This window comes from Buttiauxella gaviniae, assembly GCF_040786275.1.
In the GTDB taxonomy this organism is placed as follows: Bacteria; Pseudomonadota; Gammaproteobacteria; order Enterobacterales; family Enterobacteriaceae; genus Buttiauxella; species Buttiauxella gaviniae_A.
In genome coordinates this window covers 4,377,869-4,404,629 of record NZ_JBFMVT010000002.1, presented here as the reverse complement: position 1 = coordinate 4,404,629, position 26,761 = coordinate 4,377,869, and the positions used below count along the sequence as shown (strand labels likewise).

The following is a 26,761-nucleotide window of genomic DNA, read 5'->3' as shown; positions in this document are numbered from 1 at the left end:
ATTCGCCGTTTTAACATTAGCGATGCAAATAGCAGTTCACGCCCAGGTATTTGCTGAATGCCTCCTGCAATACCACGCCCGTCGCCGAATGGTTCATGGCGACGTGGTGTTCAAAACCGTTATTGCAAATCCACGCCATTAAATTCTCCAGATGCGGCACTTCAATCACCGCCCGACAGCCAACGGTATCTAAAGGATCGTCAACGGATTGCCCCTCACCGACGTAGGCTTTGACTTCGCCGGTAAAATCATCGGAAGAGAGGCGGAAATAGGTGAGCGGGCCGCTTTTCAGGCGGCCATGCACCGCGCCGCAGGTATTCTCTTTCCCGACAGTGGTGCCAATGATATCTGCGGTACCCATGGACGGGGATTCGAGGCTGCTGCTGGCGAAGTTCCCGCAGTGGAACAGTATGCATTTGTTGCGATCGTCGCCGAAGTTATTGTTCCAGTCGGCAATGGAAGCGGGATTGAGCGAAGCACTTGCCAGCGCGTACATCGACAGCGCCCCCATCACATCCACTTCACAGGCGCTGGGCATTAACTGCCCGGACATCACGCTCATAATCGAGCACACGTTAATCCCGAGATTTTCCTGAAGTGAGGTCCAGCACTGAATCGCGGTGGTGTCGATGTCGTTGGCGACCACCCATTCGCTGATCACCACGAACAGTTTTGCCATGGTGGTGAGTTTATCTGCCGGAATGCCGCTGGCGTCGGCGTTTTCAATTAAGATGCCGCGTTTTTCGTGCACGCGCAGATCGCTATCGCTGATGTGTTTAATGCGCGTGAAAATTTCCGACAGGTCGAGCGTTTCCACCGCCACGCCCATTTTCTCAAGCAGTTTTTCGCTATAGCGCACGGTGTTAAAGCTGGCCGGACGTGCACCGATTGCCCCGATTCGCACGCCCTGCATCGATTTGACTACCCGGCAGATTTGCGCAAAACGCTGTAAATCTTGCTCAAAAACTTCACCGCTTAACGCGCAGACATGCTGCGTGGTGAGCGTGAAAGGGATGTTGTACTGGCGCAGGTTATTGCACAGCGAGATTTTGCCGCAGAAGCTATCCCGGCGTGTCGCCAGCCCCATTTTGTCGAGGTTATCTTCTTCGGCCTGGATTAAGACCGGCACTTTCAGGCCGGAAAGACGAATGGCTTCCGCCACTGCTTTTTCATCCCCGAAGTTGGGCAGCAGCACGACCAGGCCATGAATTTCATCACGATGCTGGCGGAATAATTCAGCGCACACTTTGGCGTCCTGGCGCGTTTCCACGCCGCCGAGATGGGTTTGTCCGTCTTTTAACATCACGGTATTGATACCCAGTTTGCTAAACAGCGCTTCGGCCTGTTCATGCGCCTGCGCCACTAAATAGCTCGGGAAGAAACCGCGATTGCCGATGATGACGCCGAAAGTAAGTTGTTTTGGGATTCTGGACATGGCTTCACTTCGCTCCAATAAAGGTTAATTTGGCTGAAAGCGGCAACGCGCCACGGCTTCAAGCCATTGTTTATAATTTTCTTGCATCGGTTTTTGTTGTTCGGCTCTGGGCTGTAAACGTTCGCCACAGCCCGCAAGCGCTGAAAGCGGGGTGTCGTCTTGCCACCAGCCGAGCGTTTTGCCCGCAAGCAACGTCGCGCCAAGCGCTGAAATTTCCGCCGCCGGTTGAATGATTAACGGGCGTTGCAGCACGTCAGCCTGCAACTGCATTAGCCAGCGGTTTTGGGTCGCCGCGCCATCGACACACAGTGATTCGAGACGTTCGCCCGTTGCCTGTTCCATCGCGAAAAAGACATCGGCTATTTGCCAGACGATGGACTCCAGCGCGGCGCGGGCTAACACCGCAGGCGTTGCTGCATCCGTCAGGCCGCAAATCATGCCGCGTGCGTGTAAGTCCCACCAGGGTGCGCCAAGGCCAGAAAGTGCCGGAACGTAATAGACGCCCTGATTGGTTTCTGTGGATTGCGCAAGGTTCGTCAGTTCGGCTGCGTTATTTACGCCGAGCATTTTGCCAAGCCATGCGGCCCCCGAACCGGTATGGGTGATGTTGCCTTCCAGGGCGTAGTTCAGCTCGCCATCGTGCCAGGCAAGGGTGGTGCTGAGTTGAGACCCGTGGATAAGCGGCTGTGGCAGCGAGAGCATCAGCGACGACCCCGTGCCGTAGGTGGCTTTCACCACATGCCCGCCCACACTACGCTGGGCGTACAGCGCCGCGTGTGAATCACCAATCAGCGCAAGCACAGGCGTACCGGCGGCAAGCCCTGGAATGTTTGTGATTTGCACTTCGCCGTGATGTGCCGCAGAGGGGCGCACTTCAGCCAGCGCGTTGCGAGGAATGCCGAAGAGTTTCAGTAACGCGTCGTCCCATTGCCCCTGATAAATATTGAACAGTTGCGTCCGCGCGGCATTAGAAAAATCGGTCGTAAAGGCGCGACCGGCAGTTAACTGCCAGTTCAGCCACGTGTCGAGGGTGCCAATGCATAATTCACCCTTGTCAGCCCGCGTAACACCGTCAGGAATAGCATCGAGAAGGGCACGGATTTTGGCGGCGGGAAACAACGGATCAACCGGCAGGCCGGTGAGGCGGGCGATCAGTTCCCCGTGGCCGCTCTCCAGTAAACTCTGGCAACGCAGCTCGGAGCGTCTGTCCTGCCAGCTCACCACGGGGGTTAGCGGTTTGCCGTCATGACGCTGCCAGATCAAGACCGACTCACGCTGGTTGCTTATGGAAATACCTGCGATTGGTGCAGAACCGATTTGCTGCAGGCAACCGCTGAGTGCCTCACATACGGCATTCCACAAGGCGATCGGGTCTTGTTCGGCAAGCCCGGGTGCCGGATGTGTCATTGCCACGCCGACGCTGTAACGGGCGCAAATGTGCCCGCGACTGTCTACCGCCACCGCTTTGGCGTTGGTGGTGCCCTCATCAATAGCCAGAATTACCGGGCTGGACATGGCTATGCTCCTTTGCAAAACCGTGTTGCGGACTGTGTGACTCCTGCGGCATCAATTCCATGATGGGCACGCATCTCCTTACGATCCGCAGCAATGGCATAGCTTCCGTCGGCAATCCCCAGGCGCAACAAGGGAATGCCCGATCCCGCCTGGGCTAGTACTTCAGCGACCAGGCTGCCGACGCCCCCGTTGATGTTATGTTCTTCGACGGTTATCACGCGGCGCGAATTTTTAAGCATGGTGAGAAGTTGTGCGGTATCGCAAGGTCGGATAGACGGAACGTTGATCACCGCCGCATTAATCCCGACATCGGCGAGCTGCGCCGCCGCCGTAACAATTTCGTGTACCGTGGAACCCATCGCGACCAACGCGACATCTTCACCCTCCCGAAGCTGATTTATCGCCCCTGGCGTGAAGCGATAATCGGCATCATGTAATTCCGGCAGCGCTTTACCGTCGAGACGAATGTAGACCGGGCCAACGTGTTCGAGGGCATAGTCAATAATCTGACGGCATTCAATCGGGCAGGAGGGGGCATAGATTTCGATGTTGCCAAACCCGCGCAGCACCGCGATGTCGTCGATGCTGTGGTGCGTGCTGGCGAGGGGGCCGTAGCTGGCTCCGGCATTGAGGCCAAATAATTTTACGTTGCTGTTGTTATAGCAAACGTCGACTTTAATTTGCTCGTTGGCGCGTGAGATAAGAAACGGAGCGGCGTTGCAGGTGACGGCAATTTTACCGCCCATCGACAGGCCCACCGCGGTTCCCACCAGCGTTTGCTCGGCAATGCCGACGTTTACCAGCCGGTCAGGAAACTGTTTCATAAACGGGGCGATTTTTGCCGTAGAGGTTGAGTCGGCAACCACCGGCACCAAATCTACCCCGCGCTCAACGGCATCAATAAAGGCATTCACCATGACGGTGGCCAGATGTTCGCTGTTACTCATCTTTTAACTCCTCCAGTGCCAGTTCGATTTCGTCGCCTTTGGGTATCCGGTGGTGCCATTCGGCGCGCCCCTGAATAAAGGAGATACCCGCGCCTTTGGTGGTATTGGCGATCACCACATGCGGTTTCCCGTTTGGACGCAGCCCCTCAAGCGTGGCGACCACATCAGCCATGTCGTTCCCGCTGCACTCGGTGACCTCCATGCCAAAGGCGCGCCATTTCTCATCCAGCGGGTCGGTGTTGAGGATCTCTTTGGTTGAGCCCGCCAGTTGCAGGTTGTTTTTGTCGTTAATAATGAAAAGGTTATCGAGCTGGTAGTGAGCCGCGACGAGTGCCGCTTCCCAGTTACTGCCTTCGGCCAGTTCCCCGTCTCCGGTGACTACAAACACGCGGCGCGGGCTGTTGTTGCGTTTGGCGGCAAGAGCAATCCCCACAGCCACCGGCAGGCCATGGCCGAGAGCGCCAGTATTGAGTTCCACCCCCGGCGTTTTATGTTTTACCGGATGACCGGGCAGGTGCGAGTCGGCGTGCTGATAGGTCGGCAGCCAGTCAACCGGAATAAAACCGGCTTCCGCGAGTACGCAGTAGTAACCGCCAACCGCATGGCCTTTGGACTGAATGTAAATGTCGCGTTGGTCGCTGTTTATCAGCGCCGGCGAACAGTTGAGGATCCGGAAGTACAGGGCGGTTAAGATTTCCACCTGCGATAAATCAGCTCCGGTGTGCCCGCCTGCCGGGCTATTGGCGTTGAGCAGGATGATACGGCGACGGACGGCGCGCGCTTTCTTTTCCAGATCCGTAACTGAGAGTGCGAACGGATTCATAACGTTACCTCTTGCATTAAAAATCATAATTGAATATTTATTCCGTGCGGGTAAAAAAATACCCGCCGGTCAGGACTTGGGAAGCGCTACACTTTCCCGCTGCTTTCCATCATCGCTTTCTGAGCCACCACGGCGGCTTTTTGCTGCATGCGGTTCTGCATCTGGTCGATAATCACCGCCACAATGATCACAATGCCTTTGATCACCATTTGCCAGAATTCACTCACGCCCATCATCACCAGGCCGTCGGCCAGGAAACCAATCACGAACGCGCCGACTAGCGTGCCGAGAATGGTGCCGCGCCCGCCTGCCAGCGACGTTCCGCCGAGTACCACTGCGGCGATGGCGTTCATCTCAAATGCCGTGCCGTTTGCCGGATGGCTGGCAACTAACTGGGCGGAAACCACAATCCCGGCAATAGCCGCGCACAAACCAGATAACGTGTAGACCCAAATTTTGACCTGGCGGACTTTGACGCCGGAAAGTTCAGCCGCGCGTTCGTTATCTCCAATCGCATAAACATGGCGACCAAACGGCAGGCGGCGGGCGACATAAGCGATGCCGAGCGCCAGCACGATCATCATCCAGATTGCCCACGGAATGCCGAACAACGTGCCGGAGCCAATCAGATCAAAACCCGTATTGCCAAGCTGCGGGTTGCCGGAAAGGCCGGGGAAGGTTTCACCGCCCGAGGTCAGCATGGCGGCTCCGCGCAGCACATACATGGTGCCGAGCGTGCAGATAAACGGCGCGACGTTATAGCGGGTAATAATCCAGCCGTTGGTGGCCCCAATCAGCCCGCCAACTAACAGCACCAGCGGGACAATCACCCAGACGCTTGGGAAGATAGCGATGCCGAACATCGGCAGCACAATGCCTTTGGTTATCAGCCATCCGGCAATCATGCCGCACAGCCCGAGTGTTGCCCCGATCGACAAGTCGATGCCGGCGGTAATAATCACAAAGGTGATGCCGAGCGCCAGGAAGGCGTTGATGGCGATGTGTTTAATCATGATGACCAGACTGCCCATAGCGAGGAAATCCGGCACCATGATGGCGAAGAAACCCACTATCAAAAACAGCGCAATAAAGGTGCGCAGTTTCAGCAGTAACAGCAGCAGGTTTTCGCGCGAGCTAAACGGTGAGGTTGGTCTGGCGTTGAGCGCGACAGTATCATTCGTTTTCATATCAGAACCCTTGTGCACTAGCGGAAACCAACGCCGACTCTTCGGCTTGTTCCCGGGGAATATCTGCGGTGACTTTGCCGCCGGACATCACCAGAATGCGGTCAGAAACCGCCATAATCTCTTTCAGGTCTGAGGTGGAAAACACCACCGCAATCCCTTGTTCAGAGAGCTGAACCATCATGCGGAACACGTCAGATTTGGCTCCCACGTCAATTCCGCGCGTCGGTTCATCCAGCAATAACAGTTTCGGATTGGTAAGCAGCGAGCGGCCAATCACCACCTTTTGCTGATTCCCGCCGCTGAGCGCCTGGATCTCTACCTCAGGCGACGAGACTTTGATGGACAAATTGCCGATGGTGCTGGCAACCACCGCCGTTTCATCGGGCTGAGAGATGGCGAAACCACGCTGTAAACGCCGCCAGAGACTGGCGATGGTCAGGTTGCTTGCCACCGAGGAGATCGGGAAAATTCCGGTGCGTTTGCGATCTTCCGGCACCAGGCTCATGCCCATGCGGATGCGTTCCGCGGTAGCAAGGCGTGGCGGCACCGGTTTGCTATCGAGCCATAATTTGCCCAGATAGTTACGCTGCGTGCCGAGTAGGCATTCAAACAGCTCGGTGCGACCGGCCCCCATCAGGCCATAAATTCCGACGATTTCTCCGGCGCGTACGTGAAAACTGACGTCATCGACCACCGTATTACCCGCCGCGTTGACGCAGGTGATGTGTTCGGCTTCAAGAATCGCCGGGCCAAATTGACGCCCTGGTTTCAGGAAGCTGGAGACGGGTTCGCTGCCTAACATTTCGCGCACAATCCACGGCACGTCGATGTCGCAGACCTGCGCTTCGGCCTGGAATTTGCCATCGCGCAGAATGGTGATCACATCGCCAATCGCCATCAGCTCTTCGAGGCGGTGAGAAATATAAATGATGGTCACGCCCTGGCGGGTGAGTTCTCGAATGACCCGGAAGAGGATCTCCACTTCGGTTTTGCTCAGCGCCGAGGTCGGTTCATCCAGAATGAGAATGTCGGCGTTTTCCGCCAGCGCTTTGGCAATTTCCACCAGTTGTTGTTGACCCACTTTCAGATTGGCAACCAGTTCTTTTGGGGAGATGGGCTGGTCGAGGCGTTTAAGCAACTCTGCGCTGCGCGCCTGTTGGGTCGCTTCGTCAATCGGTGACAGGCCATGTTGCAGTTCGCGACCAAGAAAAATGTTTTCGGCAACCGTCAGGTTTTCAAACAGGTTTAGCTCCTGATGCACCATGCCGATGCCGTGCGCCGCCGCCTGGCGCGTGCTGCTGAACTGCACGAGTTCGCCGTTGAGCCGTATTTCGCCCACGCTCGGCTGCTGCACGCCCGCCAGAATTTTCATCAGGGTGGATTTTCCGGCTCCGTTTTCACCGATGATCACGTTCACTTTGCCGCGCCAGACGTTGTAATCAATGTTGTCCAGCGCCACGGTGCCGGGGAACAGCATTGAAATACCGTGGGTGCGCAGAATAATAGGATCTTGCGACATTAGGGTTGCTCCCGTTCCAGTGAAATGGCGGCGGCATCACTCAGCGCACCGTTGCGCATCGTGACGGCCATCAGCACCGTTACAGGCTGCTGCTGCCAACTGTCATCCACTTTAGGCAAGTGTTTTGCCGCCTCGCGGTTATACGCTTTGGAAAGCTGGGCAAACTGCACCTGATTCGTGAAGTCTTCAAACTTGTAGCCGGTTGCGTCCCGAATAGCGTTGCCCCGGATCATCGGCCCGACTTGCACCTGCAACGGCTGACCGTTGACGTTAATGGTTACAGTGCGTTCGCGTTCGTTATCCAGAGAAACGCGGTCGATGTTTCCCTGCACCTTGACGAATACGCTCTCGTTTTTGGCGCTGCCCGCGCGGGTTTTCAGGGTGCTGCTATCCAGCGCATGGGACTGCGCGGGGGTAAGCACTTTGGTGTTCCAGGTTTGTTGCGCTATCTGCGCGGGCGTCTGGTTTGCGAAACTGGCTTTCGCATTCGGATCGGCAGGAATAATCGGTTGCCCGTTTTCATCCAGATCCACCACCCGGCAGGCAGTGAGCAACAGGGTACTGCCGCATAAAAAGCCAATACCCCATTGTTTGAACGACATACAGCCTCCCGGATTACTGAACCAGCTTGAAGGTTTTCAGTTGATTAGCATTGCTGTCGTCAATTAATACGCAGTCCATGAGCTGTTTTTCCTGGGTCTGCGGTTTGCCGTTTTTCAGGAAATAGTCCGCCTGAACCACCGCCATTTGCGCTTGTTCCCAGCCAGGTTGCAGCACGGTGGCTTTGATATTGCTTTTGGCGATGATGGAGTCACGCACGTAATCGCTGCCGTCAAAACCCACCACGATGACATTGGTTTTCCCGGCGGCTTTTAACGCGGCTTCAGCACCCAGCGCCATGGTGTCGTTGCCGGAAATTACGCCGACGATGTCCGGCTGGGTTTGCAGAATAGATTCCATGCGCGTGAAGGCTTCGGTTTGGCTCCAGTTGGCGGTTTGCTGCGCCACCATTTTCATATCCGGATAGTCATCCAGCACATCGTGATAACCCTGGGAGCGAACGTGGGCGTTGGTGTCCGACTGGCGGCCCAGCAACTCAACGTATTTGCCTTTACCGTTGAGCAATTTGGCAAATTTCTCGGCACCGAGCTGCGCGCCCTGATAGTTGTTGGAAACAATTTGCGCGACGGCAACGCCGGTTTTATTGATTTCACGGTCAATAAGGAAAGTAGGGACGCCCGCGGCTTTAGCTTTTTCTAATGGGCCAACGGTGGCATCGGCTCCAGCGTTATCCAGAATGATGGCTTTTGCTTTGCGGGCAATGGCTGTTTCAATTAACTGGTTTTGTTTGTTGACGTCATCGTCATGGGACGCCACCAGTGTGGTGTAACCCAGCTCTTTGGCTTTAGCCAGCGCACCATCGGCTTCGGCTTTAAAGAACGGGTTGTCATGCGATGGCGTAATAATCGCAATCAGGCCATTATCAGCGGCATACAGAGACGACGATGAAGCAAGCAGAGCGGCAACGAGTGAGGTCTTCAGTAGGGTAAATTTCATTTTTATCTCCACATTGAATATATATTCAAGCATGATTTATTATTCAATGTAACGATATGCCCGACCCTGAGATCTGTCCATGTCGAATCGAGCAAAATGATAAAAAGGCGAAAGCGATCACAAATCGTACGCTTAACCGGCAAAAAGAAAGCTGTCTTGTTATTTATTCAGCCTTGAATAAAAATACAGGGAGAGAATCAGGAGGCGCTTATGTCAAAGCAGGATGAACAACGTTTGTTGGTTAAGATTGCGACGCTCTATTTTGTTGACGGCATGAAACAGTCAGAAATCGCCGGGTTACTGCACCTTTCGCAGTCGTTTGTTTCACGCGCCATTACACGCTGCCAAAAAGAGGGCGTGGTAAAAATCAGTGTTATTCAACCGCCCAATATTTTCCTTTCGCTCGAACAGGCGCTGGAGAAGAAATATGCCATACGCCAGGCGATCGTGGTGGATGTCGACGAATCTGCTCCCGCGAGCCAAATCAAACATGCGATTGGTAGCGCCGCCGCGCACTACGTCGAAACCCGTTTGCGGCCAAACGATTTAGTCGGCATCTCTTCCTGGAGTTCCACTATCCGGGCGATGGTCGATGAGTTGCATCCGCAGAGCATCAAAGCGCGGGGCGTGATCCAACTGCTTGGCGGCGTGGGGCCAAACGGTAACGTGCAGGCCACGATTCTGACGCAAAATCTTGCCGCGCAGCTTGATTGCCCGGCATGGCTGCTGCCCTCGCAAAGCATTGAACATTCTGTGGAAGAGCGTGCAAAGCTGGTCGCCAGCGACGATGTCTCCGAAGTGGTGAAGAAATTTGCTGAAGTGGATGTGGCCATCCTCGGCATCGGCGAACTTGAACCGTCTCAGTTGCTAAAAAATTCGGGTAACTATTACGGCGAAGCAATGCTTAAAACCCTCGCCGAGCGCGGCGCAGTGGGGGATATCTGTCTGCATTACTTTAATGCTCAGGGTGAACCCGTGTTGAGCAAAGAAGAAGATCCGGTAATTGGCATGGAACTCAGCCAGGTGCGTGCCTGCCCGCATGTGGTGGCGCTGGCCGGTGGGAATGACAAAGCCAATGCGATTCGCGGAGCGTTGCAAGGAGGCTACATCGACGTTCTGATCACGGATTACCCCACGGCTCGCCAGCTCCTCTAATCCCTCCTGTTGACCGTTTTCACTCCGGCGTGTTGAAAACGGTCATTTTCACTTCTCGACAAAAGAACGAAACGGCTTCATTTCCCTCGTTTTTATTGAGAACCATCACAGTTCATGATCCTTTTGCCCGAATTGCTGTTTTTGAACCCTAAAGTGTTTACATAAATTTCACACAAACAAAACAAAAACAGCAAACACAAGCAAACGCAAAGGAGACGGTCATGACAGCACCTGTACAACACCCGATGTATATTGATGGTCAATTTGTTCAATGGCAGGGTGAGCAGTGGATTGATGTGATTAACCCGGCCACCGAGGCATTAATTTCACGCATTCCTGATGGAACCGCGCAGCAGGCCAGCGATGCCATTGACGCGGCGGCAAAAGCCCAGCCTGCCTGGGAGGCGCAGCCGGCCATCGAGCGTGCTGGCTGGCTGCGTAAAATCTCCGCCGGGATTCGTGAGCGAGCGAAAGCGATCGCCGCATTGATTGTGGCGGAAGGGGGTAAAACGCAACAGCTTGCAGAAGTGGAAGTGGCGTTCACGGCGGATTATCTCGACTATATGTCTGAGTGGGCACGCCGTTATGAAGGCGAAATTTTGCAAAGCGACCGGCCGGGTGAAAACATTCTGGTGTTCAAACGCGCGCTGGGCGTCACCACCGGGATTCTGCCGTGGAACTTCCCGTTCTTCCTGATTGCCCGCAAACTTGCGCCCGCGCTGATTACCGGCAATACCATTGTCATCAAACCAAGCGAATTTACGCCGAACAACGCCATAGCGTTTGCGGAAATTGTTCATGATATCGGCCTGCCGAAAGGGGTGTTTAACCTGGTGCTTGGGCGCGGTGAAACGGTCGGCCAGGAGCTTGCGGCAAATCCAAAAGTGGCGATGGTCAGCATGACCGGCAGCGTCGGCGCCGGTGAAAAAATCATGGCGGCCGCGTCTAAAAACATCACTAAAGTCTGTTTAGAGCTGGGCGGCAAAGCGCCTGCCATCGTTATGGACGATGCGGATCTGGACATCGCCGTGAAAGCAATTGTTGATTCCCGCATGATTAACACCGGGCAAGTGTGCAACTGCGCCGAGCGCGTATATGTGCAAAAAGGGATTTACGACGCGTTTATTACTCGCCTGAGCGAAGCGTTTAAACAGGTGAGCTTTGGTGATACCGGCGAGCGTAATGATGTCTCAATGGGGCCGTTGATCAACGCCGCAGCTCTTGAACGCGTCGAGCAAAAAGTGGCTCGCGCGGTAAGCGAAGGGGCGCGCGTGGTGCTGGGTGGCAAAACGCCGGAAGGGAAAGGGTATTTTTACCCGCCAACGCTGCTGGTGGATGTGCGCCAGGAGATGACCATTATGCATGATGAAACTTTCGGCCCGGTGCTGCCAGTTGCCACCTTTGAGACGCTTGAGCAGGCGCTTGAAATGGCAAACGACAGCGATTACGGCCTGACCTCTTCGATTTATACGCGCGATTTAAACGTCGCCATGAAAGCGATTAAAGGCCTAAAGTTCGGTGAAACTTACGTTAACCGTGAAAACTTTGAGGCGATGCAGGGCTTCCATGCGGGCTGGCGTAAGTCTGGCATTGGCGGAGCCGATGGTCGCCACGGCCTGAATGAGTATTTGCAAACCCAGGTGGTTTATTTGCAGGTGTAGTCCATGGGGCTTACCTGTGTAGATCAGGTAAGCCCCGGCTTTTCATGCCCGCATTGTGACCTCTCGTAAACTCACAATTCAAATGAGAATCATTTACTTTTATCTGCGAAAATGATAATTAATATCAACAACAATTCTGTTCTTTAGCTAACGCGCTGTTAGATAAAGATATTCACCTGCTGTTGATAAGGATATTTATGTCTGCTTTACCACAAACCCGCTTACGCGCTTTGCCTGCCCTGGTGCTCACCAGCCTGCTGTTTTCCAGTTCTCTGTTTGCTGACACCTCTTTCACCGTGGAAAGAAAACCGGTGGGCAAAGGGGCGTATGAGATGGCCTACAGCGCGGATCAATCCGCTTTGTATGTTGCGACATCACAAAGCCGCAAAATGGATAAAGGCGGGGTAGTTTATCGCCTTGACCCGGCAACGCTCGAAGTGACTCAGGCGATTCATAACAATCTGAAGCCGTTCGGCGTGGCGTTTAACAAAACGACGGGCACGTTGTTTATCGGCAATACTATCAGCAGCGCGGTAACGGCCATTAACAGCAAAACAGGGGATGTGATTAAGTCCCTGGTGGTGGATGAAACAAAACGTACCGAAAAAGTGCGCCCGCTGGCTCCGCGTCAGTTAGTGGTAAACGAAGCGACCAATACGCTGTATATGGGTGGTTTGGGTGAATCCAGCGTGTTGTGGGTGATTGATGGGGCGACGCTTTCCCTGCGCGATACCATCAAAGATTTGGGAAAAATGGCGACCGGTCTGGCGATTGACGAAAAATCTTCGCGTATTTATATGACCAACGCTGACAACGAATTTATCGTTATCGACAGCAAAACCAACAAGGTTCTCTCTCGCACCAAACTGGATAGCGAAGGTGAGCATTTCTATCTGAATGTTGCGCTTGATACCGCAAATAACCGCGCGTTTATCACCGATTCTAAATCTCCGCAGTTGTTGGTTGTGGATACCAAAACCAGCAAAGTGATTAACAAGGTGGATGTGCCGCTGGGGCTTGCCGTGCTGTTTAACCCGACGCGTAATGAAATCTATGTCACGCACCGCCAGGCCGGGAAAGTCAGTGTGATTGATGCGAAAAGCTACAAAGTGCTGGAGACTATTGACACGCCAGCACTACCAAACAGCCTCGCGCTTTCACCCGACGGCCAGCAATTATTCGTGAGCGTGAAACAGCCTGGCAGCCGTGAAAAAGAACCTACCCGCCCGGATGATATCGTGCGTATTAGCTTCAAATAAGTTTCGAGGAAAATGTCGGGTGGCGCTGCGCTTACCCGACCTACCCGATCCACGGTTTTGTAGGGTGGATAAGCGCAAGCGCCATCCACCATTTTCCCAAATCTATTCGCTATCCGCCTTTTCCGCTTTACCCGCCATCTGCGCCAGGAAGTCGTAACGTTTTTGCAAATCGGCAGCCGCATCTTTCCACAACTGTTCCGCGACTTCAGGCTGCTGCGCATTCAGGCGGCGGAAACGCTGCTCTTTCATTAACGTATCGGCTAACGCATCTGATGGTGGACGTGAGTCCAGCGCCAGCGGCAATTTACCTTCATCGGCACGACGCGGATCGAAGCGATACAGCGGCCAGAAACCGGTAGCGGTAAGCTGACGCATCTGATCGTGGCTTAACGCCAGGTCATAGCCGTGCTCTTCACATGGGCTGTAGGCGATAATCAATGACGGGCCAGGGTAGGCCTCCGCTTCCTGAATCGCTTTCACCGTCTGGTTGAGCTGCGCGCCGAGTGAAATCTGCGCCACATAAACATGCCCGTACATCATCATGCTGACACCGAGATCTTTACGCGCTTTACGCTTGCCGTGCTCGCCAAACTTGGTCACTGCCCCGAGCGGTGTGGCTTTCGATGCCTGGCCGCCGGTGTTGGAATAACACTGCGTATCCAGCACCAGAATATTGACGTTCTCGGTCAGGCTTAATACGTGATCCAGGCCGCCAAAACCAATGTCATACGCCCAACCGTCGCCGCCAATCAGCCAGATAGATTTATCCACCATCGCATCAGCGTCGGTTATTAACTGACGCGCGTCGGGATCGTCGATATTGGCCAGATGCTGGCGCAAGGCCGCAACCTGTTCGCGGCGCACTTCCGGCGTCGCTTCTGCGTGCAGTTGCTCATTAAGTTCCGCTGGCAGTTTATCGGCAAATTTACCGACCAGGCGCATCACGCGGGCGCGGTGCTGATCGACCGTCAGACGGAAGCCGAGGCCAAATTCAGCGTTATCCTCAAACAGTGAGTTCGCCCATGCCGGACCGCGACCGTTGGCATCGGTGGTATACGGCGTTGAAGGCAGGTTACCACCGTAAATAGATGAACACCCGGTGGCGTTGGCGATCAGCATGCGGTCGCCATACAGTTGAGTCAGCAGCTTGATATACGGCGTTTCACCGCAGCCGGAGCAGGCGCCGGAGTATTCAAACAGCGGCGTCAGCAGTTGCGAAGTACGAATATCGATGCGCTCGAGGCTGGTGCGATCCATCTCCGGCATGCTGAGGAAGAAATCGTAGTTCTCTTTCTCTTCTTCAACGTGCTCAAGGCGCGACATCATATTGATGGCCTTGATTTCCGGATTCTGGCGATCTTTCGCCGGGCAAACTTCTACGCACAGATTACAGCCGGTGCAATCTTCCGGCGCGACCTGCAAGACGTATTTCTGCCCACGCATATCGCGGGATTTTACATCCAGAGATTGCAGGGCTGCAGGGGCGTTTTCCATCGCTTCTGGCTGCACGACTTTGGCGCGAATCGCTGAATGCGGGCAGGCGGCCACACAGTGGTTACACTGGGTACAGATGTCCGGTTTCCAGATAGGAATTTCTTCGGCGATATTGCGTTTTTCCCACTGTGTGGTGCCCATCGGCCAGGTGCCGTCTGGCGGCAGGGCGGAAACAGGCAGCGCATCGCCAAGCCCGGCGAGCATGGCGGCGGTAACGGTTTTGACGAAATCTGGTGCCGCATCGGAAACGACCGGCGGGCGCATCGGGCTGGTTTCATTGACCGGTTGCAGCGTGACTTCTGCTAACAGTTCGCGGGAAAGCGCCAGTGCCTGCCAGTTGCGTTCCACCAGTTCCTGGCCTTTGCTGCTGTAGCTTTTAGCAATCGCGCCCTGCAATTGTGCCAGCGCGCTGTCGCCCGGAAGAATGTTGGTCAGGTGGAAGAACGCCATCTGCATAACGGTGTTGATACGCGCCCCAAGCTGGCATTCACGGGCAATTTTCGCCGCGTTGACCACATAAAAACGTGCTTTTTTCTGGTTCAGCAGAGCCTGTACTTCTTGCGGCAGGCGATGCCACACTTCATCCGCGCCATACGGCGTGTTAAGCAGGAAGATGCCGCCGAGTTTCAGGCGCTCGGCCATCTGATATTTGTCGATAAACTGCAACTGGTGGCAGCCAACAAAATCGGCGCGGTCGATAAGATAGGTTGAGTTAATCGGTTGTTCGCTGACGCGCAGGTGGGAAACCGTCAGGCCGCCTGCTTTTTTGGAGTCATAAACGAAATAACCCTGGGTGAAGAACGGCGTGGAATTACCGATGATTTTAATGTTGTTTTTGGTCGCTGAAACGCTGCCGTCACTGCCCAAACCGTAGAACAGCGCTTCGAGTTTGGCGCGATTCGGCAGGGTGTTTTCCGGTAACGGCAGAGACAAATTGGTTACGTCGTCGTAAATACCTACCGTGAAGCGCGGGCGCGGTTTGGCTTGATTCAGTTCGTTAAAGACCGCCAGCACGCAATCTGGGCCAAACTCTTTGGAAGACAAACCGTAACGCCCGCCGATGACGCGCGGCAGCGTTTCGCGCTCGCCACGGTTAAAGGCTTCGGCAAGCGACGTCATCACGTCAAGGTAGAGCGGTTCTGCCAGCGCGCCTGGCTCTTTGGTGCGGTCGAGTACGGCAATCTGGCGTGCGGATTCCGGCAGGACGGCTAATAAATGGTCGGCGGAGAAAGGGCGGAACAGGCGAACTTTCAGCACGCCCACTTTTTCGCCATGGGTCAGTAATTCATCGACCACTTCTTCACAGGTACCGATAGCGGAACCCATCAGGATAATTACGCGCTCGGCCTGTGGATGGCCGTAGTATTCAAACGGGCGATACTGGCGGCCTGTGGCGGCGGCGAAGTTGTCCATCGCCTGCTCGACGTGTTCGTAAACCGCGTTGTACCACGGGTTTGTCGCTTCGCGGGACTGGAAGTAAGTATCCGGGTTTGCCGAGGTGCCGCGAATCACCGGATGTTCCGGATTCAGCGCCCGGGCGCGGTGTTCGTCAATTTCTTTTTGCGGCAGGAGGTCGAGAATGGTGCTGTCTGCCAGCGGCGCAATTTTATTGATTTCATGGGAGGTGCGGAAACCATCGAAGAAATGAATAAACGGCACGCGGCTTTTAAGGGTAGCGATGTGAGAAATCAGCGCGAAGTCCTGGGCTTCCTGAACGCTGCTGGCACACAACATGGCGCAGCCAGTCTGGCGAATCGCCATGACATCCGAATGATCGCCAAAAATGGAAAGCGCGTGCGTTGCGACCGTACGTGCTGCAACGTGTAACACGAAGGGAGTTAACTGCCCGGCAAGTTTGTAGAGCGTCGGGATCATCAGTAGCAAACCCTGCGATGAAGTAAAGGACGTGGAAAGGGCACCGGTTTGCAGCGCACCGTGAACCGCGCCAATAGCGCCCGCTTCAGACTGCATTTCTACAACGCGAGGCGTGTCGCCCCAGACGTTTTTGCGATTGTCCCCGGACCAGGCATCTGCGAGTTCCGCCATGGTTGAACTGGGCGTTATCGGGTAGATGGCAATAACTTCGCTGGCGCGAAACGCCACAGACGCGACTGCACCATTGCCGTCGATTGTGATCATGAAGACACCCTTACATTGCGCAATAAAATGATAATTAAAAGGCCCGCATTACCACGGCGAGCCGAAGAATAATTCTTTAATTCTAGCAAACCCCGCAAAAGGTGATTTTCGCTTTTGTGTCCTGCGTTGAGCTTTGATTGAGGTCGTGAAAAAAGCGATTGGCGATATTTTGTGCAAGAAAGTGATCTGCCTTGCAAAATCACACACTTTTTATGACGTTACGGCCTCGACGTAACACGACGCCTGCGCTTATGATTCTTAGGTTTTGCAACGTTCAGGGGGAGAAGAGTAATGCGCACTGCGTTTTTAGCGGGTTGTGCCGCGCTGTTGTTATCAACAACACTGCTATCGGCATGCAGTAGTAATGAACCACCTCAACAAGCCACTGCGGCTCACGTACCGCCGGGTATGCGTGCGGCAATGTCTAATCAGGGGCAGGCAAGTTGTGCGATGGTGGGCGGAACGCTGAGTGTGGCGCGTCAACTGGATGGATCGGCAATCGGCATGTGCGCGATGCCGAACGGCAAACGCTGTAGTGAAAACGCGCTTGCCGCCGGAACGTGTGGAGCGTACTAGTCGAATTAGTTAACCAGATCGGCCAGTTTATAAACTAAGGTGTGCTGGCTGGTTTTCAACGTTAACTGTTGCGGCGCTAAAGCAACTTTTGCACCCGCAGTTAGCATATCGTTGATCATATGGTCGAGCTGGTTAAGCTCAGGTTCTGCACACATCATCATAGTCATTCCCAGACCTTTTGCCTTCAACGTATCGTCTTCCAGCGTCGCCTGGCCCATAAAGCGGTTACACATGCTGCCCGCAATATGCATGTTTTCGCCAAAGCTCAGTTCAGGCATCCGGTGAATACCGGTGAGCGGTTTGCCGTCGACGGTTTGCAGAACATAGCGGTGATGTTGCAGATCTTGTACGGTGACGGCGGATTTATCGCCAGATTGTGCACAGCCTGCAAGTACCATGGCGGCCAGCGCCAGTGAAGCGAACTTTTTCATCTCTTTTCCCTAAGTTATTCATATCGTCAATGAGTCGGTGACACTATACCAAAGTTGAGCGTTGATTTTGTAGGGATAATCCTAAAACCAGAGTTGAAATTTATATGTCGGATGTCGCTACGCTAATCCGACCTACTACTGGATGAGCCCCTCTCCTGGAGAGAGGGGATCGTCCGAACTAAAACTAACTCACCTGATTCACGCAAGTCTCGCCGTTTTCTAACTGGCGCAAATTCTCAAGCGTGGTTTCAGAAATGCTGATCAACGCTTCCGCCGTCAGGAACGCCTGGTGGCCAGTGAACAGCACGTTATGGCAGGCTGACAGGCGACGGAATACATCATCCTGAATCACGTCGTTAGATTTATCTTCAAAGAACAGGTCGCGTTCGTTCTCATACACGTCCATGCCTAACGCACCGATTTTTTGATTTTTCAGGGCATCAATGGCGGCCTGTGAATCAATTAATCCCCCACGGCTGGTGTTGATAATCATCACGCCATCTTTCATTTGTTCAAATGCGGAACGGTTGAGCAGATGGTAGTTTTCCGGCGTAAGCGGGCAGTGCAGGGAGATAACATCCGACTGCGCAAACAGCGTAGGTAGATCGACATATTCCACGCCAAGCTCAAGTGCTGCGGCACTTGGGTACGGATCGAACGCCAGCAAACGCATACCGAAGCCTTTCAGAATTCTGAGCGCCGCGATACCAATTTTACCGGTGCCAATCACGCCCGCCGTTTTGCCGAACATGGTAAAACCGGTCAATCCTTCAAGAGAGAAGTTTGCATCGCGGGTGCGTTGATAAGCGCGGTGAATACGACGGTTCAGGCACATCATCATCCCTACCGCATGCTCTGCCACCGCTTCCGGGGAGTAGGCCGGAACGCGCACCACAGGCAACCCTAATTCTTTCGCGGCGTCCAGATCGACGTTGTTAAAGCCTGCGCAGCGCAAGGCGATAAATTTCACGCCCTGTTTTTTAAGCTCTTCTAAAACCGGGCGGCTGCCGTCGTCATTAACGAAGATACACACGCCTTCACAGCCGTTAGCGGTTTTGGCGGTTTTTTCAGTCAACAAGAAGTCATAAAATTCAAGATCAAAGCCATATTCATTGTTAACCTGCTCCAGATACTTTTTGTCGTACTGTTTTGTGCTATACACTGCCAGTTTCATGAGACTTATCTCCAGAATGATATTAGATTAAAATTACCATGCTTAAAATTTTCTTACAAAGATTAAAAATTATTTTTAAGCATGAAATTCTGCCGCTCGCCCAGGGTTAGCTACGCTTATACCAGGCTTCGCCTTCACGCCCGGTTCAAATCATGCAAGAATCATCGCATACACCGGCTTAAACTGTCGCTGAATCAGGATATTAACCGCCCATGAAGGGTAAATATAAAGCCATTATTGCGCTGGGGCTGATACTCATTCTGCTGCCATTAACGCTCTTGATGACTATAGCCCATTGGCTGCCTACGCTTGCAGGGATCTGGCTGCCGCAAGGGACGCGCATCGCCATGGAAGCCAGCCCGCGATTTACTCGAGGGGCAGTCGTGGTGCCGGACCTGCGCTATCTGGCAGGGGATTGCGAACTCGCGACCCTAAAAGACGCGACCCTTAGCCACCCGCAGCGCTGGCGTGTACATATTGACGAGCTGAATCTTAACGTCGACTGCCTCAGTAAAATCCCCCTCGACCAGTCCGGGCCTGCCGCGCCGCGCTCACTTGCTGAGTGGCAATCATTACTTCCTGAAAGCTTACTTACTATAGATAAGGTCAATATAACCCCGTTTCAACAATTCACCGGGGAATTACGTCTTTCTCTCACGCCGCAGCAACAGTCGCTGCATTATGAAGGCCCTTCTTTAAGCGTTGAGGCGAAACTCAACGGCCAGATTCTAACGCTGGAAAAACTGAAAGTTCAGGCTCTGGCAGGTATGGATCCTCTGGAGCTGGCGGGGACGATTACCTTGCCGCCGTTTGCTGATGGTTTGCCAGAAGAGGGCCATCTCGCGACTAAACTGCGGATCCCACAAGAGCCAGAGCTGGTCGATGTGGCGGTGAACTGGAATGCAGAGCAGGGCGTGCTGCGCATGGCTAAACCCAATGCGGCAGAAGCGCTGGTCACGCTGCCCTGGACAATTAGCGATACCATTTTTGAAGTTAACGGCGGGCAATGGTTCTGGCCGTATGCGGGTTTCCCGCTGCGTGGCGGCATAGCGCTGCGGGTTGATGGCTGGAAACAGGGGCTCGAAAACGCCTTGATCAGCGGGCGGATGAACGTCGTCACGCAGGGAAGTGCCGGGAAAGCCAATGCGGTACTCAATATCGGCCCCGGTAAACTCAGCATGACCAACAGCGCTTTGCCGGTGCAATTAACCGGTGAAGCCAAACAGGATGGCATGGTGTTTTATGCGGTGCTGCCCGGCGAAATCAGCGGGGCCATTGCCGACCCGCAGTTACTGTTCCGCCCTGGAGCGCTTTTGCGTTCGCGCGGGCGGGTGATTGACGCGCTGGATGTCGATGAAATTCGTTGGCCGCTGGCGGGTGTGAGCGTGACGCAGCGTGGGGTCGATGGGCGTTTACAGGCGATTGTTCGCGCTCATGAAAATGAAATGGGTAATTTTGTCCTTCATCTCGACGGCAAAGCGGATGACTTTCTACCGGATTCTGGCCTGTGGCGCTGGAAGTATTGGGGTAACGGGGCATTCACACCAATGCAGGCGAAGTGGGATGCGCGTGGGCGTGGGGAGTGGCGCGATAGCGTGGTTGAACTCACTTCACTCTCTACGGGTTTTGACAAACTCGAATATGGTTCGATGTTAGTCGCCACCCCGCGTCTCGACTTGACTCATCCGCTCCACTGGCAGCGCTCGGAAATCGCGCCATCATTCGAGGGGGCCTTTGCCCTTAACGCCGGGGAAACCACCTTTAGCGGGGGCAGCACGCTTCCGCCTTCAACGCTCACGTTCAACGTGACGGGGGAAGACCCGTCATCCTTCCAGTATAAAGGAGAGCTGCACGCGGGGGAGATTGGCCCTGTGCGTGTGAATGGCCGCTGGGACGGCGTTCGTCTGCGCGGCAACGCCTGGTGGCCGCAACAGGGGCTCACAGTATTCCAGCCGCTAATACCAGCCGACTGGAAAATGGATCTCAAAGGCGGCTCGCTCTATTCACAAGTCGCCTTTTCCGCCGCCGTGGGGCAGGGATTTGAAGCCGGTGGGCATGGCGTCGTAAAAAACGGCAGCGTCTGGTTGCCGGATAACCAAATTAACGGCGTAGATTTTGTGTTGCCGTTCCGTTTCAGCCATAGCACCTGGCGCCTGGGCACCGATGGCCCGGTGACGTTGCGCATTGCGGAAGTTAAAAACCAGTTCACCTCAAGCAATATTACTGCCGATTTAGAAGGCTGGTACCCGTGGAGCGAATCGCAGCCGCTGATGCTAAGCAACGTCAACGTGGATATTCTCGGCGGCAAACTGCGCATGCAACAGTTGCGCATGCCACAACGCGATGCAGCCTTGCTACGCTTAGAAAATATCTCTGCGAGCGAATTGATTACGGCGGTCAATCCTAAGCAGTTCACCCTGTCCGGGCGGGTGAACGGGGCTTTACCTCTGTGGCTTAACCACCCGCAATGGATTGTTAAAGATGGCTGGCTCACCAACCCAGGGCCGCTGACGTTACGACTTGATAAAGACATGGCCGATGCCATCGTTAAGAACAATATTGCGGCTGGCGTGGCGGTTAACTGGTTAAGGTATATGGAAATTTCTCATTCCTGGACCGCTATCAATTTAGATAATCTTGGCATGTTAACGTTGCGGGCGAATGTGCAGGGCACAAGCCAGGTCGAAGGGAAAAGGAATGCGGTGCGGCTGAATTACAGCCATCAGGAAAACCTCTTTACGCTTTGGCGCAGCCTGCGTTTTGGGGATAATTTGCAAACCTGGCTTGAGCAACATACCGAATTACCGGGTGTGCAATGTCAGTCGCGCGATAAAACTTGTGAGGAAACACAATGAGAATTGTCATCGCTATGCTCCTGTTAACAGGGATTCCGGCATTAACAGGATGCACGCCGCGTATTGAAGTCGCGGCACCCAAAGATCCCATTACCATTAATATGAACGTGAAAATTGAGCATGAAATTCATATTAAAGTGGATAAAGACGTTGAAACGCTGATTAAAAATCGCAGCGATCTGTTCGGTCAGGAGTGAGCACCATGAAAAATATCGTTAAGTGCGTGTTACTGGCGAGCATGGTGTTCAGCCAGCAGGTTCTGGCGCTAACGCTGAATGAAGCCCGCCAGCAAGGGCGCGTGGGGGAGACGTTAAGCGGCTATATTGCGCCCATCAAACAAGACAAAGAGACGCTGGCGCTGGTAAAAAGTATTAATGACGCGCGTTCAGAAAATTATCAAAAACTGGCCGACAGCAATAATATCTCAGCAAATCAGGTTGCTGAACTGGCAGGGCAAAAACTGGTCGCGCGGGCGCAGCCGGGTGAGTATGTGCGCGGAATTAACGGTCAATGGATGCGTAAATAATATCCCCAAAACAGGCTATTATGCTGTTTAAAATATATCTCTTTAAATTTATAAGGGATTATCCGCCTAAGAATTATCCTGCTGCATACCTTTAATTTGTCAATTTTTAACTCTATTTCAATATTCATTATCAGCATTAAAATCTGCTGGTTATATAACGTACTGATTTTCATATAATAAGCACATGATAAAAACATTCGTACAACATACAGACGTTAACAAAATAAAATATTGAGTAGCGCGTCAAAAGAACCTATATTGACGGCGTTTTTTACATAGTGGTCAGTTTTTCGACATTCATTAATTCAACTGCCTAATTAACGAACCGGCAGCTGTGGGAGAGATATGATGACGGATAAAGTCCGTATTGATAGTTTAGGTGCTAATTCATTAAATGGTAACAATGAAACCTATTTGGCTAGACAGGCTGAATTTGAATCGAATGTTAGGAGTTATCCACGTAAATTGCCTTTAGCAATTGCGCAGGCCAACGGCGTTTGGATCACTGATGTTGAGAATAATCAATATCTTGATTGCCTGGCTGGTGCAGGTACGCTTGCTCTTGGGCATAACCACCCTGACGTGCTGCAAAGCATCCAAAATGTCATTACCAGCGGCTTGCCGTTACATACACTGGATCTTACAACTCCGTTGAAAGATCAGTTCTCTGAATATCTTCTCTCTTTATTGCCAGGACAGGGTAAAGAGTATTGCCTGCAATTCACCGGCCCATCCGGTGCAGATGCGGTTGAAGCTGCACTGAAACTGGCTAAGAAAGTGACCGGTCGTTCAGGCATTATCAGCTTCTCCGGCGGCTATCACGGCATGACCCACGGCGCACTTTCCGTAACAGGTAACCTGTCTCCGAAAGAAGCCGTCGACGGTATGATGCCTGAAGTGCAGTTTATGCCTTACCCACATCAGTACCGCTGCCCGCTGGGTATTGGCGGTGAAGCTGGCGTTAAAGCATTAACCTATTACTTCGAAAACCTGATCAACGACGTTGAGAGTGGCGTGCGCAAACCTGCGGCGGTCATTCTGGAAGCGGTTCAGGGTGAAGGCGGCGTTAACCCGGCACCGAAAGAGTGGTTGCAGCGCATCCGTAAAGTGACCCAAGAACACGGCATTCTGCTGATCATCGATGAAGTTCAGGCTGGTTTCTGCCGTACCGGTAAACTGTTCGCCTACGAGCACGCAGGTATTGAGCCAGACATCATCGTGATGTCTAAAGCCGTTGGCGGTGGCTTACCGTTGGCCGTTCTGGGCATCAAGAAAGCATTCGATGCATGGTCACCAGGCCACCACACCGGTACCTTCCGTGGTAACCAATTGGCGATGGCAACTGGCCTGACCACCCTCAAGTATCTGACTGAAAACAAGATCGCTGAGAAAGTGGCAGCTCAGGGCGAATGGTTGAAAGGCCAACTGGCTAACCTGCAAAAACGTTACCCGGTTATCGGTCAGGTGCGTGGTCTGGGCTTAATGATCGGTATTGAAATTGTTAAACCAAACGAAGCCAAAGATCACATGGGTTGCTACCCATCCGACCCTGAGTTGGCCGCACTGCTGCAGAAAAACTGCTTCAAAGCCGGTCTGATTCTGGAGCGCGGTGGCCGTAACGGCGTGGTACTGCGTCTGCTGCCATCTCTGCTTATCACTAATGATGAGCTGGCTATTTTCCTCGACAAGTTTGAGCAGGCGCTGTTAGCGGCTGGCATCAAGCCTGTTTGAGTGGAGTGAATAACCACGATGTCTGAATTAAACCCGATTCTGGCAGGCTCAGCGGAAAGCACTGAAGCCTATCAGCAGGCAATTGCACAAACGAGCGCAGCCGTTGTGCAGTGGCTGCAACAGCCGGAGATGTATCAAGGTAAATCCGTAGCTGAACTGCGCGAACGCATTCAACTGGATTTTAACCGTGAAGGCCTGGGTAACCAGGCTGCCATCGAACGTGCTGTCGAATACTTTTTAAAAGATAGCCTGTCGGTGCATCACCCACAGTGTGTCGCGCATTTGCACTGCCCAAGTCTGGTGATAAGCCAGGCGGCGGAAGTGTTGATCAACGCCACTAACCAGAGCATGGACTCCTGGGACCAAAGCCCGTCAGCGACCATCATCGAGATGAAGCTGATTGAATGGCTGCGTGCTCAAGTGGGTTATCAGGCAGGCGACGCGGGTGTGTTCACTAGCGGCGGGACCCAAAGTAACCTGATGGGTCTGATGCTGGCGCGCGATGCGTTCTTCGCGCGTCTTGGCCACTCTATTCAGCAGGATGGTTTGGTCGGCGATCTGAGAAAAATCAAAGTACTCTGTTCTGAAAATGCGCACTTCTCTGTGCAAAAGAACATGGCTTTGATGGGCCTCGGCTACCAATCTGTGACGCTGGTGAAAACCGACGAATTCGCACGCATGGATCTTAACGATCTGCGTGAGAAAGTGGCGCAGGCTCAGGCAAACGGTGAGCAGATCCTGGCGATTGTTGCAACGGCGGGTACGACCGATGCAGGTGCCATCGACCCACTGCGTGAAATCGCAACGCTTGCAGCGCAGCACCAGATTTGGGTGCATGTCGATGCGGCGTGGGGTGGTGCATTGCTGATGTCCGAGAAATATCGCGACTATTTGGACGGTATTGAATTAGTGGATTCCATTACTCTGGACTTCCATAAGCAATACTTCCAGACCATCAGTTGCGGTGCCTTCTTGCTCAAAGAAGCGCGCCACTATGAACTGATGCGCTACCAGGCGGCTTACCTGAACTCTGAGTTCGACGAAGCGCAGGGCGTGCCAAATCTGGTGTCCAAATCTTTGCAGACCACGCGCCGTTTCGATGCACTGAAACTGTGGATGGGCCTGGAAGCGTTGGGTCAGAAGCAATATGCCGCGATCATCGATCATGGGGTTACGCTTGCGCAAGAAGTGGCGCAGTATGTCACTGAGCAGCCGTCTCTTGAGCTGGTGATGAAGCCACAACTGGCGAGCGTTCTGTTCCGCTTCCGCCCTGAATTGCAGGCTTTCAGCAATGACACTGCTATTGCTTTGCTGAACCAGAAAATTGGTGATGCGTTGCTGGACTCTGGTCGTGCGAACGTCGGTGTCACCGAGCATAACGGTGTGACGTGCCTGAAGCTGACGTTGTTAAACCCAACCGTAACGCTTGAGGATATTAAAGTCCTGCTGGCGTTGGTTGAAAAGACTGCGCAGCCGTTACTGGCAAACTAAGTTAATAACAAAATGGGCGATATTATATCGCCCATTTTATTTCCCCCGTTTTATTTCCTCTGGCTTAATATAACCTCTCCCAATACATAATTAATTTCACATTCATCAGAATTATCAATTCGATATTTATCTAATGCAACTTATTGATATATTGTGTTTATTTTTATTTAATCACACTAATTGCAAAAGAATTTTTCCATCGTTAATATTGCGTGAAATTAACTTAAAGCATATTGAACGTGAATCCCGTTCAACCCTAAGCCCTGCCTGCGTTTCACGGATGTAATGATATGATTATTCTCACAACGATAACGATTTGTATTCTGAAATATTGCTATCCACAGTATGACTGGAACAGGCTGCACAGGCGGGTATTTACGTGGTGGGCAATGAATTGTCTTTTGGCTTTTACGCTGCTTTATACCCAATGGTTTGGGCTGTCGTTTTTAATTTCCTCTTTCTTATTAATCTTTCTTTTTTTGTAACATAAAAAACGGCAAACCTAAGTTTGCCGTTTTTAAATTTAATTCGTGAAATATTATGCCGCTACAATGCTGTCAATTGCCGCTTTTGCATCACTCTGCGCTTTCGTTGCCACTTCAGGGCCGTAGGCGATACCTTCCGCGAACACGTAGTTCACATCGGTAATACCGATGAAGCCCAGGAAGATATTCAGATATGGCACCAGCAAATCCGTTGGGGTGTCTTTATGAATACCGCCGCGGCTGGTCAGAATAACAGCACGTTTGCCGGTCACCAGGCCTTCTGGGCCTTTTTCGGTGTAACGGAAGGTGACACCGGCGCGGGCGACCAGGTCAAAATAGTTCTTCAACTGCGTTGGAATGTTGAAGTTATACATTGGCGCAGCAATAACAATTACGTCGTGTGCTTTCAGCTCGGCAATCAGTTCATCAGACAGCGCCAGCGCTTCTTGCTGACGCGGGGACAGTGGCGCATCACTCGGGCGCAGCGCACCAACCAGTTCGCCATCCAGTACCGGCACTGGGTTTGCAGCCAGATCGCGCACGGTGATCTCATCTGCGCTATGCTCTTCACGCCATTGTTCAACAAAATAGTCGGAAAGCTGATTTGACTGAGAGTAACCTGCCAGGATGCTGGATTTCAGGACTAATACTTTGCTCATGGGTGATTCCTTTGTTGTGTTCATTCGGGACAGATTGCCCGTTCGCTGAGAAGTACTTTATTCACAATCCGCTTACAGAGATAGCGCAATATATCGAACTCAATGTTCGATTTTATTGAACAAGGCGACGAAGAGTGTGTTG

21 protein-coding genes are annotated in these 26,761 nt (G+C 53.1%); 9 read left to right on the top strand and 12 right to left on the bottom strand.

The window, feature by feature from the left end:
• Positions 1 to 16: 16 nt before the first annotated feature.
• The 8 genes from AB1E22_RS20730 to AB1E22_RS20695 all read right to left on the bottom strand — a co-directional run bounded on the left by AB1E22_RS20730 (position 17) and on the right by AB1E22_RS20695 (position 8,983).
• Positions 17 to 1,435, bottom strand: coding sequence for an L-fucose/L-arabinose isomerase family protein (locus AB1E22_RS20730; RefSeq protein ID WP_367597103.1), 1,419 nt, complete (start codon positions 1,433 to 1,435; stop codon positions 17 to 19).
• A gap of 24 nt (positions 1,436 to 1,459) precedes the next feature.
• The gene (locus AB1E22_RS20725) at positions 1,460 to 2,950 is read right to left on the bottom strand and encodes an FGGY family carbohydrate kinase (protein WP_367597102.1); all 1,491 of its coding nucleotides are present in this window, start codon (positions 2,948 to 2,950) and stop codon (positions 1,460 to 1,462) included.
• A 2-nt stretch (positions 2,951 to 2,952) separates the two neighbouring features.
• Positions 2,953 to 3,897 carry a transketolase family protein gene (locus AB1E22_RS20720; RefSeq protein WP_367597101.1) on the bottom strand — a complete coding sequence of 315 codons (945 nt, stop codon included), beginning with the start codon at positions 3,895 to 3,897 and terminating at the stop codon, positions 2,953 to 2,955.
• Positions 3,890 to 4,720, bottom strand: a complete 831-nt coding sequence (locus AB1E22_RS20715; protein WP_367597100.1) for a transketolase — start codon at positions 4,718 to 4,720, stop codon at positions 3,890 to 3,892. Before AB1E22_RS20715 ends, AB1E22_RS20720 begins: the two co-directional genes overlap by 8 nt.
• Positions 4,721 to 4,806: 86 nt before the next feature.
• A complete protein-coding gene (locus tag AB1E22_RS20710; protein ID WP_367597099.1) occupies positions 4,807 to 5,907 on the bottom strand; it encodes an ABC transporter permease in 1,101 nt (366 codons plus the stop codon).
• Between the two features lies 1 nt (position 5,908).
• A complete protein-coding gene (locus AB1E22_RS20705) occupies positions 5,909 to 7,426 on the bottom strand; it encodes a sugar ABC transporter ATP-binding protein (protein WP_367597098.1) in 1,518 nt (505 codons plus the stop codon).
• Positions 7,426 to 8,028 carry a DUF2291 family protein gene (locus tag AB1E22_RS20700; protein ID WP_367597097.1) on the bottom strand — a complete coding sequence of 201 codons (603 nt, stop codon included), beginning with the start codon at positions 8,026 to 8,028 and terminating at the stop codon, positions 7,426 to 7,428. The genes AB1E22_RS20705 and AB1E22_RS20700 overlap by 1 nt, the downstream gene beginning before the upstream one ends.
• Positions 8,029 to 8,041: 13 nt before the next feature.
• Entirely contained in the window at positions 8,042 to 8,983 is a 942-nt protein-coding gene (locus AB1E22_RS20695) for a D-ribose ABC transporter substrate-binding protein (RefSeq protein ID WP_367597096.1), read from the bottom strand.
• A 210-nt stretch (positions 8,984 to 9,193) separates the two neighbouring features.
• Here AB1E22_RS20695 and AB1E22_RS20690 point away from each other — a divergent pair, with 210 nt between their 5' ends.
• From AB1E22_RS20690 to AB1E22_RS20680, 3 genes are all read left to right on the top strand, one after another.
• The gene (locus tag AB1E22_RS20690) at positions 9,194 to 10,138 is read left to right on the top strand and encodes a sugar-binding transcriptional regulator (protein ID WP_367597095.1); all 945 of its coding nucleotides are present in this window, start codon (positions 9,194 to 9,196) and stop codon (positions 10,136 to 10,138) included.
• A gap of 221 nt (positions 10,139 to 10,359) precedes the next feature.
• Positions 10,360 to 11,799, top strand: a complete 1,440-nt coding sequence (aldA, locus tag AB1E22_RS20685) for an aldehyde dehydrogenase (RefSeq protein WP_367597094.1) — start codon at positions 10,360 to 10,362, stop codon at positions 11,797 to 11,799.
• 191 nt (positions 11,800 to 11,990) lie between these two features.
• The gene (locus tag AB1E22_RS20680; RefSeq protein ID WP_437178425.1) at positions 11,991 to 13,058 is read left to right on the top strand and encodes a YncE family protein; all 1,068 of its coding nucleotides are present in this window, start codon (positions 11,991 to 11,993) and stop codon (positions 13,056 to 13,058) included.
• 102 nt (positions 13,059 to 13,160) lie between these two features.
• Here AB1E22_RS20680 and nifJ read toward each other — a convergent pair whose 3' ends face one another.
• Positions 13,161 to 16,691 carry a pyruvate:ferredoxin (flavodoxin) oxidoreductase gene (nifJ, locus tag AB1E22_RS20675; RefSeq protein ID WP_367597092.1) on the bottom strand — a complete coding sequence of 1,177 codons (3,531 nt, stop codon included), beginning with the start codon at positions 16,689 to 16,691 and terminating at the stop codon, positions 13,161 to 13,163.
• A 291-nt stretch (positions 16,692 to 16,982) separates the two neighbouring features.
• Here nifJ and AB1E22_RS20670 point away from each other — a divergent pair, with 291 nt between their 5' ends.
• A complete protein-coding gene (locus tag AB1E22_RS20670; RefSeq protein ID WP_367597091.1) occupies positions 16,983 to 17,267 on the top strand; it encodes a putative hemolysin in 285 nt (94 codons plus the stop codon).
• 5 nt (positions 17,268 to 17,272) lie between these two features.
• Here AB1E22_RS20670 and hslJ read toward each other — a convergent pair whose 3' ends face one another.
• The gene (gene hslJ / locus AB1E22_RS20665; RefSeq protein ID WP_367597090.1) at positions 17,273 to 17,698 is read right to left on the bottom strand and encodes a heat shock protein HslJ; all 426 of its coding nucleotides are present in this window, start codon (positions 17,696 to 17,698) and stop codon (positions 17,273 to 17,275) included.
• Positions 17,699 to 17,882: 184 nt separating this feature from the next.
• Positions 17,883 to 18,872 carry a 2-hydroxyacid dehydrogenase gene (locus AB1E22_RS20660; RefSeq protein WP_367597089.1) on the bottom strand — a complete coding sequence of 330 codons (990 nt, stop codon included), beginning with the start codon at positions 18,870 to 18,872 and terminating at the stop codon, positions 17,883 to 17,885.
• Between the two features lie 212 nt (positions 18,873 to 19,084).
• Between AB1E22_RS20660 and AB1E22_RS20655 the strand changes: the two genes are divergently transcribed.
• From AB1E22_RS20655 to AB1E22_RS20635, 5 genes are all read left to right on the top strand, one after another.
• Positions 19,085 to 21,727 (top strand): YdbH family protein, encoded by a 2,643-nt coding sequence (locus AB1E22_RS20655; RefSeq protein ID WP_367597088.1) that lies wholly within the window; start codon positions 19,085 to 19,087, stop codon positions 21,725 to 21,727.
• Entirely contained in the window at positions 21,724 to 21,924 is a 201-nt protein-coding gene (locus AB1E22_RS20650) for a YnbE family lipoprotein (RefSeq protein WP_367597087.1), read from the top strand. The genes AB1E22_RS20655 and AB1E22_RS20650 overlap by 4 nt, the downstream gene beginning before the upstream one ends.
• Before the next feature lie 5 nt (positions 21,925 to 21,929).
• Positions 21,930 to 22,253: a YdbL family protein gene (locus tag AB1E22_RS20645; protein ID WP_367597086.1), complete on the top strand. Its 324-nt coding sequence runs from the start codon at positions 21,930 to 21,932 to the stop codon at positions 22,251 to 22,253.
• Positions 22,254 to 22,601: 348 nt separating this feature from the next.
• Positions 22,602 to 23,984, top strand: a complete 1,383-nt coding sequence (locus AB1E22_RS20640) for a diaminobutyrate--2-oxoglutarate transaminase (RefSeq protein WP_367597085.1) — start codon at positions 22,602 to 22,604, stop codon at positions 23,982 to 23,984.
• A gap of 18 nt (positions 23,985 to 24,002) precedes the next feature.
• Positions 24,003 to 25,475, top strand: a complete 1,473-nt coding sequence (locus tag AB1E22_RS20635; RefSeq protein WP_367597084.1) for a pyridoxal phosphate-dependent decarboxylase family protein — start codon at positions 24,003 to 24,005, stop codon at positions 25,473 to 25,475.
• A gap of 538 nt (positions 25,476 to 26,013) precedes the next feature.
• Here AB1E22_RS20635 and azoR read toward each other — a convergent pair.
• Positions 26,014 to 26,619, bottom strand: coding sequence for an FMN-dependent NADH-azoreductase (gene azoR, locus AB1E22_RS20630; RefSeq protein WP_367597083.1), 606 nt, complete (start codon positions 26,617 to 26,619; stop codon positions 26,014 to 26,016).
• Positions 26,620 to 26,761: the final 142 nt, after the last annotated feature.